Genomic DNA, 1,964 nt, shown 5'->3' with positions numbered 1-1,964 from the left:
CTGACATTTATTAATTAATACTGTCTTATTTGCTAATTTAATTTTTAACTCTTTTCAACAGAGTTCTTTTAAAGACACTTTCAAAACCTCCTTATAAATAGTAAGATTTCTAAATTTTTTTATTGTGGAACACTTACCCTTTAGCCATTGCAGGTTAAAAATTTATCCCCAAACCACGATAACTCTTTTATATTGCCTAAAAAAATTGCCTCCATTATGTCGTAGCGGTACGGCCACCACTGTATTGTTTATCCTCGCTTGCTTGATTTAACGACATTCCAAGTAGGAGAGTTTTATTTAGTTGGTTTTGCTGTTATTTTCTTAAACTAAGCAAGGTTAACGACAATTTTAACCTAATTAAAAAAAATAGAATTTTATATCTATCTTTTTCTTAGTTTTTGGTAAATTTATACCAACCGAATATTTTACGCGGTCCTAAAAATTTAAAGACTTATGTACTCTTTCAAAATTATAAAAATAATAATAATCATTTAATTTATTCTGTAAACTAACTGCATTTAATATTTTTTCTTTAAATACAAATAATTTAGTATAATTTTGATGAAATCTTTCAATCTTGCCGTTTGACTGTGGAGAACGAACCGGTGTTGTCTGATGAAAAATATTTTTATCTTTTAAAAATTGAGTAAAATTAGTTTCTTTAACAGTATTTTTTTTGATTATTCCGATAATTATTAATAAATTCAGAACCGTTATCAGTTCTAATTCGTGTTATTTTAACACCAAATATATTTTTAAAATCACTAATTGCTTTTTTAACAGCAGCAATAGCATTATCAATACTTAATTTATCATAAACATATCCTAATGCTAATCTTGTTTTTTCATCAATAAAATCATAAACATAATACTTTTTATCAACTGGAAATTTACTTGGTACAAAATATTTATCATCCATCTGTAATAAACCTATTTCTTTAACTTCATATCTTGGATGTTGTTTTTTAATTTCTTTAATTTTATTTTTTATTTTTAATCATCTTTCATCTTTTTTAAGTCAACGAAAAAATTTTTTCAAATTTTTTGGTACTTTATTTTTTAATTCTTCTCCATGAATTCCTTTTTTAAATTATAAAACAAAGATAAAACACCACCATCATGTTTATTACAATATTCAAAATATAAATCACAAATAATTTTGCGAATACTATCACTATATTAATAATTAATATTATGTGGTAACGTTGATTTTAATAATAATTCATCAAAATCATTATTTTTATATGCAATTAAAATTTTATTCGCTCAATAATAAAAAGTTGAAAATTTATTTTTAAAATATTTTTTAATTAAATCTTTCAATAAAAATTTACCACTATTAACATAATAATCATTACATAAATTAATATATGAAAATATTTTTTGTTTTATTCTTTTATAATATTTATTTTTATAATTTTTACTTAAAAAATTCTTTAATTTTGCTTGTAAATCAAACAAATTAAAATTATTAATAATATATTTCATTAATTTACACCTACCATCAAAAATATATAAAATTAATATTTAATACAAAATAATTAATATATAATTGATATGTGATAATACCAATTATATATAAAAAAATAAAAAAGAACAATCTATATGAAAAAATGACTTAACATAATAGGAACAATCGGATTAACCGCAACAAGCACAACAACACTAATGAGTTGCAAAAAAGAAAATAATAAAGATACTAAACCTATTACACCAACAACAAAAGCACAGCAACCACCAGAAGGTAGTAATTGAAAATTAATTACTGATTATAATTATTTTGATAATAATATTGATGATAAATGGTATTTTTTTATTTTAAAAACTGAAAAAGAAAATAAATTAAAAGAAATAAAATTTATTAATAATAGTAATAATGCTTATGGAATTATTGAATCAAATGGTTTTATTTTTAGTAAATATCTTATAAAGAATTCGTATTTACAAAAAGGATTAATTAAAAA

At 21.0% G+C, this 1,964-nt stretch carries 4 protein-coding genes; 1 reads left to right on the top strand and 3 read right to left on the bottom strand.

Going from position 1 to position 1,964, the window contains the following annotated elements; all coding sequences use genetic code 4:
* Positions 1–435: 435 nt before the first annotated feature.
* The 3 genes from C6B38_RS12285 to C6B38_RS10545 all read right to left on the bottom strand — a co-directional run bounded on the left by C6B38_RS12285 (position 436) and on the right by C6B38_RS10545 (position 1,488).
* The gene (locus C6B38_RS12285; RefSeq protein WP_443028738.1) at positions 436–624 is read right to left on the bottom strand and encodes an integrase core domain-containing protein; all 189 of its coding nucleotides are present in this window, start codon (positions 622–624) and stop codon (positions 436–438) included.
* Between the two features lie 37 nt (positions 625–661).
* On the bottom strand, positions 662–1,039 hold the full coding sequence (locus C6B38_RS10550; RefSeq protein ID WP_199558559.1) for a DDE-type integrase/transposase/recombinase: 378 nt from the start codon (positions 1,037–1,039) through the stop codon (positions 662–664).
* Positions 1,040–1,179: 140 nt separating this feature from the next.
* Positions 1,180–1,488 carry a hypothetical protein gene (locus C6B38_RS10545; protein WP_199558558.1) on the bottom strand — a complete coding sequence of 103 codons (309 nt, stop codon included), beginning with the start codon at positions 1,486–1,488 and terminating at the stop codon, positions 1,180–1,182.
* A gap of 117 nt (positions 1,489–1,605) precedes the next feature.
* Here C6B38_RS10545 and C6B38_RS10540 point away from each other — a divergent pair.
* Positions 1,606–1,964, top strand: a 359-nt coding sequence (locus C6B38_RS10540) for a lipoprotein (protein ID WP_199558557.1), incomplete at its 3' end; no start/stop codon positions are given.

The organism is Spiroplasma sp. ChiS, from assembly GCF_002968355.1.
GTDB lineage: Bacteria > Bacillota_I > Bacilli_A > Mycoplasmatales > Mycoplasmataceae > Spiroplasma > Spiroplasma citri.
Note: the sequence above shows the minus strand (reverse complement) of the source record. Positions and strands in the feature narration are given on the sequence as shown.